The organism is Acinetobacter sp. TY2 (genome assembly GCF_046269225.1).
In the GTDB taxonomy this organism is placed as follows: Bacteria; Pseudomonadota; Gammaproteobacteria; order Pseudomonadales; family Moraxellaceae; genus Acinetobacter.
This window is the reverse complement of record NZ_JBJZOR010000047.1, coordinates 1-7093: the sequence shown is the minus strand read 5'-3', so window position 1 is coordinate 7093 and position 7093 is coordinate 1. Positions and strand designations below refer to the sequence as shown.

9 protein-coding genes and 1 pseudogene are annotated in these 7093 nt (G+C 33.8%); 6 read left to right on the top strand and 4 right to left on the bottom strand.

The genetic code is table 11. The features are described 5' to 3' along the window. Positions 1 to 133 precede the first annotated feature (133 nt). From mobQ to ACK1JC_RS16650, 3 genes are all read left to right on the top strand, one after another. On the top strand, positions 134 to 1786 hold the full coding sequence (mobQ, locus tag ACK1JC_RS16660) for a MobQ family relaxase (RefSeq protein WP_044432603.1): 1653 nt from the start codon (positions 134 to 136) through the stop codon (positions 1784 to 1786). A gap of 682 nt (positions 1787 to 2468) precedes the next feature. Then, a complete protein-coding gene (locus ACK1JC_RS16655; protein ID WP_001031297.1) occupies positions 2469 to 3419 on the top strand; it encodes a replication initiation protein in 951 nt (316 codons plus the stop codon). Beyond that, on the top strand, positions 3416 to 3703 hold the full coding sequence (locus ACK1JC_RS16650; RefSeq protein WP_000857160.1) for a hypothetical protein: 288 nt from the start codon (positions 3416 to 3418) through the stop codon (positions 3701 to 3703). Before ACK1JC_RS16655 ends, ACK1JC_RS16650 begins: the two co-directional genes overlap by 4 nt. 199 nt (positions 3704 to 3902) lie before the next feature. Here the strand turns inward: ACK1JC_RS16650 and ACK1JC_RS16645 are convergent, their stop codons facing one another. The 3 genes and pseudogenes from ACK1JC_RS16645 to ACK1JC_RS16635 all read right to left on the bottom strand — a co-directional run. Next, the gene (locus tag ACK1JC_RS16645; protein WP_224223039.1) at positions 3903 to 4262 is read right to left on the bottom strand and encodes a DUF4829 domain-containing protein; all 360 of its coding nucleotides are present in this window, start codon (positions 4260 to 4262) and stop codon (positions 3903 to 3905) included. Between the two features lie 98 nt (positions 4263 to 4360). Next, on the bottom strand, positions 4361 to 4654 hold the full coding sequence (locus tag ACK1JC_RS16640; RefSeq protein ID WP_227504502.1) for a hypothetical protein: 294 nt from the start codon (positions 4652 to 4654) through the stop codon (positions 4361 to 4363). Between the two features lie 30 nt (positions 4655 to 4684). After that, positions 4685 to 5095: pseudogene (locus tag ACK1JC_RS16635) on the bottom strand (hypothetical protein); the annotation flags it as partial. Between the two features lie 159 nt (positions 5096 to 5254). Here ACK1JC_RS16635 and ACK1JC_RS16630 point away from each other — a divergent pair. The 3 genes from ACK1JC_RS16630 (at position 5255) to ACK1JC_RS16620 (ending at position 6589) form a co-directional block, all read left to right on the top strand. Continuing rightward, positions 5255 to 5854, top strand: coding sequence for a HEAT repeat domain-containing protein (locus ACK1JC_RS16630; protein WP_039254962.1), 600 nt, complete (start codon positions 5255 to 5257; stop codon positions 5852 to 5854). A gap of 221 nt (positions 5855 to 6075) precedes the next feature. Continuing rightward, a complete protein-coding gene (locus ACK1JC_RS16625) occupies positions 6076 to 6339 on the top strand; it encodes a type II toxin-antitoxin system Phd/YefM family antitoxin (protein WP_000557944.1) in 264 nt (87 codons plus the stop codon). Continuing rightward, positions 6326 to 6589, top strand: coding sequence for a Txe/YoeB family addiction module toxin (locus ACK1JC_RS16620; protein ID WP_000184943.1), 264 nt, complete (start codon positions 6326 to 6328; stop codon positions 6587 to 6589). The genes ACK1JC_RS16625 and ACK1JC_RS16620 overlap by 14 nt, the downstream gene beginning before the upstream one ends. Before the next feature lie 61 nt (positions 6590 to 6650). Here the strand turns inward: ACK1JC_RS16620 and ACK1JC_RS16615 are convergent, their stop codons facing one another. Beyond that, the gene (locus tag ACK1JC_RS16615) at positions 6651 to 6953 is read right to left on the bottom strand and encodes a hypothetical protein (protein ID WP_000110201.1); all 303 of its coding nucleotides are present in this window, start codon (positions 6951 to 6953) and stop codon (positions 6651 to 6653) included. Positions 6954 to 7093 lie beyond the last annotated feature (140 nt).

Sequence of the window (7093 nt, the reverse complement as noted above, 5' to 3'; positions counted from 1 at the left end):
GTTTTCCCGAAGGGCGCACTTAGCCATTGGATTTCATCCAATGGTGCGACAAGGGGTAAATCCCCTTTGTAATCCCCAGACCAACATATTCATGTTGGTAATTTCGATAAATCGAAATAAAGAGCAAAACAAAATGGCGATATATCATTTTTCAGTTAAAACGATTAGTAGAGGTAATGGACGATCAGCCGTTGCTTGTGCTGCATATCGTTCAGGTGAAAAATTGGTATGCAATTTCTATGGAAAAGAACAAGACTACACAAAAAAAACTGGTGTCGAATTTACAGAAATCTATGCGCCCGAAAATACAAATACCGAGTTACTCAATCGTCAGACACTTTGGAACAAAGTCGAAAAAGCCGAACGAAGAAAAGATGCATTACTTGCAAGAGAATTTGAAATTGCATTTCCAGGTGAATTAAACGCTGAACAGCGTAAAAATATGCTCAATGAACTTTGCCAAAACCTCGTTAAAAAATATGGTGTCATCGTTGACGCTGCTATTCATGCACCGCATACAGACAGTGGAAGTGATGAACGCAACTACCATGCACACATCATGTTCACCACCCGAAGTATTAATGAGCATGGTGACTTTTCAGCAAAAAAATATAGGGACTTCAGTCGTGACAATGGCACAGAAACTGTAAGCCACTGGAGAGAATCATTTGCAGAATTATGCAATCACCACCTGAAACAAAATGGATTTGATGAACGTGTCGATCACAGAAGTTATGAAGACCAGGAAAGTGACCTAGAAGCAACTCAGCACGAAGGTCCTCAAGCGACATACCTCCGGAGACGAGGAATATTTACAGAAATTAGTCTGAAAAATGATGAAATTAAGCTACGTAATTTAAAAATCAAAAAGGTCATCGCACTGGATGAAAACATCAAAGTATCTGAGGATCTTGTTCAAAAAGTACGAAGTGAGCTTCAGTTTCAATACTCTCAAGCTGAGTATTTAGAAAAAACTTCTCAGAAACTTTCTGAATTCCAAAATGAAGAATTATCAAAATTAACAACAAAATTAAACACGATGAGTTCTGCAATATCAGAACTACGCAAAAAAGAGCCTTTATTTTTTAAAACAAAATGGATCAATCAAATAAATGACCTGATCGACCAACACAACACCCAACTAGACATCCAAAAGCATATTTCTGGTCTTAGTGAAATAGAAAAAAAAGAGAGATATTCTGATCATTTAAATAAATGGACAGAAGAAAATCAGCTGCTCCAGCCTAAAAAGTCTTTTGCAAAATTTGACGAACCGAACATCACTGTTAAACAACGAAAACTTAATGATCAAATTTCAAATATAGATCATCAAATTTCTGAAATATCACGCAGAGAAACTGAGTATCAAGAGTATGTACGCGATCAAAGACTGGAGATCATAAATAGTTATATATTTGAAGAAGATAACTATGGAAATAAATACTTTAGTCCTCAAAATGGTGAAAAACAAAAGCGACTATATGCAGAAGAAATGGAAGATCTAAAAATCCAAGAATTGCATACGGCTTTTACAAAAAAAATTGAGACCGAAGCGCAGCAAGAGTTTTCCCAAAAAAGAGCAATACAGCTCGAAAACGACCGAAAAGATCGTGAATCTAGAGAACAGCAGTTACGTAAAGAACGAGAGCAACAAGAACAACGCTATGCACAAGAACGAGAGCAACAAGAACATTTGGCATTTTTAAGACGCCAAGAACAAGAAAAACAGCAGAGAAATGAGCCTAAAAAGCCAGAAAATGACAATAACCATGACTACACGCCTTAGCAATCCCATTTAAGCGCAAAAAAACGGGGGTTTTAGCGACTTTTGATAGAAATACAGTAAAACTATAGTTGATAAAAATAAAATCGCTTAAAACGCAAATGAGAGCCTTTTAGCGAGTGTCTACGAGTGACACAACGAAAGGTTGCTTATTCCCCCTCTGAAAAACCGTTTTTTATTGAATTACTGGGGACAGTGATTAGCGAGTGTCTACGAGCGAAGTATTGATGCTTTTGCTCGTCAAAAAGCATGAGCATAGCGAATGCATTATTCATGTTTTGCTTTTTGAATCCTTGATCATATATGCAAAAAACTGCCCCCACGAAGCGAGTGAAACGAGCTTCAATAGAGTACGAGCTTTAGCGAGTACCAAGGGCAGTTTTAATAACTCACTTTGGAAATAAATTCCCTTTTATTCTTTTAAAAAGCTTTTAAAAGCTTTTAGACCCTCTGAAAACCTTATGCAGCAATAGTTTCAAGCGTTAAAAGGGTACAAATAGCATGATAAAGGGTACAAATAGCATGATTTTATCGTTTAAAAGGGTACAAATAGCATGATTAAAGGGTACAAATAGCATGATAAAGGGTACAAATAAATTATTGTACCCTTATGTTTATTGGTGTACATTGTTTTCTCATAAGGGTACAAAAATCATGTTCATTTTTTATAAGGTTTGATATCTGAATGAATAAAGAAAATAGTTATGATAAATCTTATCCAGTAACAACAATGGCTATTCAAAACAAAGTTACTGAATGCTTTAAAAGCATGTCTGTAGATGAAAAAAGAATTTTAATTATGGCTTCTCCGATTGCTAGAAATGTCGATGCAAGTGAACAAGATCAAATCTTAATATCTGCTCAACAATTTGCTGATGACTGTGGTATCAAAGTCAATTCTGCTTATAAACAAATTGAAAATGCGTCAAAAAAACTAGTAGATCGGTCCTTTTCATACGTTAATGATAGGGGGAAAAAGGTCTACTCTAACTGGGTAATTGATGCTACTTATGAAGATGCAGGGATATCTTTAAGGTTTACATCTATTGTTTTGGTGATGTTGAAAATTTTAGATAAATACAATCCATACACTCGTTATAAAAAAGATGTAGTTCTAAAATTAAAAAAAGACTACTCAATAGACTTTTACCATTTAGCGAAAAAAAATCAGGCAAAAAATGGCTTTGAATTAACGCTAGATGAAATGTTTACAGAGTTTGGTTTACCAGAATCTTATAGAGATTTGAGGAACTTAAAACGAAGAGTTTTGAAGAGCTCATTAGATGAAATTAATGAATTTACCGATGTAACAGTTGACTATAGTCCAGTTAAAAAAGGACGTTCTGTTGTCGGCTTTAAGTTCACTGTGAAAGAAAAATCTAAGCCAAAATTAATAGCTCCTGAGCGAGATCCAAAAACAATAGATATGTTCTGCAACCTGTCTGATGCTCAAATTAACAAGTACAGTGCTATTTTATCTAAACTTTCTGAGCTATCAGACCTAAGTAACTTCCAGGACTATCCTAGTTTTGCCCTTTGGATTAGTGGCATCTTACGAGATCCGAAAAGTGTAAGAGAGGAAACAGCAAAGCGGATTTTTAAAGCTCTTCATAGCAAGACGGATTTTAAACCATGAAAACTAGAGCTGAATTAGATGCAATGAGCCATCAAGAACTCAAAGACTATGAGCAAATTTTACTTGCTCTGTGGACACCAAGAATGGCTATTGAAAGTGACATTGAAAGGTTAAGCACTAATCGCAACGAATTATTAGAAATTTTTAATCAATTAAAAAATCCTGATGCTCCTGAAAATGAGCGTTTAAAAAATTCTATTTTATCGCTCAAATATAAGATTGAAGATTTAGAAGATAAATTGGATGATCTTATTCAAGATAATCGCTTAAATCGTGCAGATTGAATTATTCAGTTTATTTAATTAAAACCGTGAAACATTGATCAAAGAATAGGCGTGGAACGTGAATAGTCACAAAAAAGCCGTTCCAGTGCGCTGAATACTGGAACGGCTCAAAGTAAGATAATGATTTAGAAGGGATAAATCAAAGCATTTCGTATAAGGTGTATTATGTTAATTTTAGCTTTTCTCTATAATTACTATCTTAAGGCCCACTACCAAATTCTGTAATTAGCCAATCAGATTGAGGAGATTGTTTCACAAGAGTAATAAATAAAATATAGTCACCTACTGGACTACCAGCATCATCTATATGGACGACTTTAACTTTTACCATCACTGAAATAATTTTATAAAATTCTTGATAATACTCAGGTCTACTTTCCGCTGAATCATAATTAATCCTTACTACTTCTAAAATTTTTGAGTCTTTGAAAGAGAGAAACCTTTCAGAACTTTTTAAATCTTCATGTAATCGCGCATCTGGCCAAACATATTTGATTGCTGATTCTAGATCATGTTTAGCAAGTGAATTAAAGAAAAGTATTGTTGTCTGTGTTGCCATCTCTTTATCATGATTTAATTTCTGTTTGTATGAATTAATGATTAGAAGTAGACATAGACCTACAAGTAAAATTCCTAATTTTATAAATATTTTAGACATTATAATTTCACTTTTATCTTTCGAAAAAACGCATAACTGACTAAAAGACACATAAGCCAAAATAAATAATCAAGAATAAAATATAAAAAAATGAATTGATCTATTCCTATAATAATATTTAAAGGATCTAGCGCTATACTACCGCCTGGAGATATTTCACCATCTACTAAGAACTGTAATGGAAATCCTCCTCCTATAACTTCAACTTTTCCAAGCTTGTCTACAACTATCCGGTCTATCAATGTATATTTCTGATGAAACAAAGACAAATAAGTCAAAACAAAAGCTAATATATTGAAATATATTATTTTTTTCTTTAATAATTCTTTAACTTTAAAATCAGTTAAAAATAACCAATAAGACAAGCCTGGAATTAGAGCCATAAAGATAGTCCAAGTGTCGGTATACATCTTCCACCATTCTTTCGAAACTTCTCCTGTATGGCTCCATCCAAAAAGAACAAAAAATGGCATAGCAATAATTAAAGAGCTAATACAGATAGTTAGCAAATTAAGAATACTATAACGATTTAAAAGAATTGAGACCATAAAGCTAAAAGGTACTGTCAAAATACTATAAGCTAAGTAAACAAGACCATGCCCTGCAAAAACCACAAAAATTGAATATAGACTATATTCACGATTCATTATGATAAATAGCAATGCTGTGAAAAAAAGTAGTGGTAAAGGAGCAAGTAATAGGGCTTTTACTATTTTTTCTTTTGAGTATTTCATTAACTTAATTCTCTTATTTACTCAATAATTATTACACTATATCAACTCTTGGAAAAAGCGTTGAATGAGCCTATTTAATTGGTGAATAATATAATTTAAAGTTTCTTTGATGCTTTTTCTATTGATGTAACAACATTCTTATTTAAAAACGTAGGTAATATGAAAAATAATAGTAAGTTGATTTATTTAGTTATTACGGCAATCGTAGTAGCTTTTATTGGATTTTTTATTTTTGCCAAAAAAAGTGATGATGTACATAGTAAAGAGCTGATGGAAACTCAAGAAAAGATCAGTTCCAACCGTAATACTCTTAATGCTAATGACGGTATCACTAACAATGCGCCCAATCTCCCTCATGGAATGCCTCCTAAATGGGTAAAAAGTACGATTGCTATTAATGATAGCTCTACATATTCACGAGAAGATAAAATCCATAAGCTAGTTGATTTGTTGAAACAAAATGAATCGAACCCTGATGCATTAAGTGTAATTCTTGTATCCCTAACGAATTTAGACCCAATTGAAGCAGCAGACGATATTATTCCTTATTTAAAGGATACGAACCCAAACGTTCAAATTTTGGCTCTGGGTGCTCTTAATAATGCTTCGCTACTCACTCAGAAAGAACATGAGATTAAGGGTTCACTGCCAGAGAATGAAGCTGTTCGTAAACGGATTATTGAAGCCGTTAATGAGCTTAAAGTAGATCCAAATACGTCAGATGAAGTAAAGAAAGTATTAATTGCCACTTTCCCATAGATAAATCCTTCTTTAAAAGGCAAATAACAAATGATTTTATAGAGCATTCTTAATTCACTATTCAGCGGAAAAACATACCCACTTAACATAATGGCTGTTATACGAAATTGACAATATGTACAGTATTCTGTACATTTAGGATTGTAAAGTTTCAATCACTACCGCCTAGGTAGTCTAGCTAGCAGCGTTTTGACGCAGCTTACCCTATGAGGGATAGATATATGCATGTATTTACATATACGGACGCACGTAACAATTTAAAATCTGTTTTAGATAAAGTAATTGATGATGTAGACGTTGCTTTTATTACAAGAAAAGAAGGTGGCCATGCTGTAGTAATGGGACAAGATCATTACGATAGCTTAATGGAAACGTTATATCTCCTTTCATCTCCAAATAATGCAAGTCGTTTAAATGAATCAATTGCTCAATTACGTGCAGGGAAAACAAAACACAGAGAGTTGATTGAGGATGACGAATCGTAACGTCGAATGGACTGATAATGCCTGGGATGAATATATCTATTGGCAGACACAGGATAAAAAGATACTTAAGCGTATTAATACCTTAATCAAAGAATGTCAGCGAACACCTTTTGAAGGAACAGGAAAACCAGAACCTTTAAAAGCTAATCTTTCAGGATTTTGGAGTCGTAGGATTGATGAAAAGCATAGATTAGTTTATGAAGTGACAGATGAACGAATCTCTATAATTCAATGTCGATTCCATTACTAACAAGATCCCCTATTTTTAGGGGATTGTTTTTTTATTTAATACAAAATCTCATATGCGAAATTTAGGTGTTATTCCATATAACGCCATTAAAAAGATCTTTATCTTTCTGCCTATTTTCTTCAGTCTTACTTTCCGTGCTTAAAAACTTTTCAAAATCGGTTAGTTGACCCTTAAAAGATTCATCATTTTTCAGTTTGTTTAGAACCCAAGCCCCCAGTAGAATTTTACGTCTAGTATCATCTTTTCTTTGTCGATCAGAATTTTTCTTTTTTTCACGAGCAGCAATAGCTTGTTTTTGTGCTTTTAGTTGTCTTAATCGTTCTTCTTGCTTTGCAATTTTTTGCTCTAAAGTTTCAACACTCATACCATCACCATCTCAAGGAATCCCCCTCAAGCATAGGTCTGTTTGAATTGAAATTCAAGACAGCCCATGCTATCGTGGTTTTCCCGAAGGGCGCACTTAGCCATTGGATTTCATCCAATGGTGCGACAAGGGGTAAATCC

Bases quoted from the DNA above. Each gene is read 5' to 3' on its own strand.
- mobQ (WP_044432603.1), top strand. From the start codon at position 134: ATGGCGATATATCATTTTTCAGTTAAAACGATTAGTAGAGGTAATGGA.
- ACK1JC_RS16655 (WP_001031297.1), top strand. From the start codon at position 2,469: ATGAATAAAGAAAATAGTTATGATAAATCTTATCCAGTAACAACAATG.
- ACK1JC_RS16650 (WP_000857160.1), top strand. From the start codon at position 3,416: ATGAAAACTAGAGCTGAATTAGATGCAATGAGCCATCAAGAACTCAAA.
- ACK1JC_RS16645 (WP_224223039.1), bottom strand. From the start codon at position 4,262: ATGGCAACACAGACAACAATACTTTTCTTTAATTCACTTGCTAAACAT.
- ACK1JC_RS16630 (WP_039254962.1), top strand. From the start codon at position 5,255: ATGAAAAATAATAGTAAGTTGATTTATTTAGTTATTACGGCAATCGTA.
- ACK1JC_RS16625 (WP_000557944.1), top strand. From the start codon at position 6,076: ATGCATGTATTTACATATACGGACGCACGTAACAATTTAAAATCTGTT.
- ACK1JC_RS16620 (WP_000184943.1), top strand. From the start codon at position 6,326: ATGACGAATCGTAACGTCGAATGGACTGATAATGCCTGGGATGAATAT.
- ACK1JC_RS16615 (WP_000110201.1), bottom strand. From the start codon at position 6,953: ATGAGTGTTGAAACTTTAGAGCAAAAAATTGCAAAGCAAGAAGAACGA.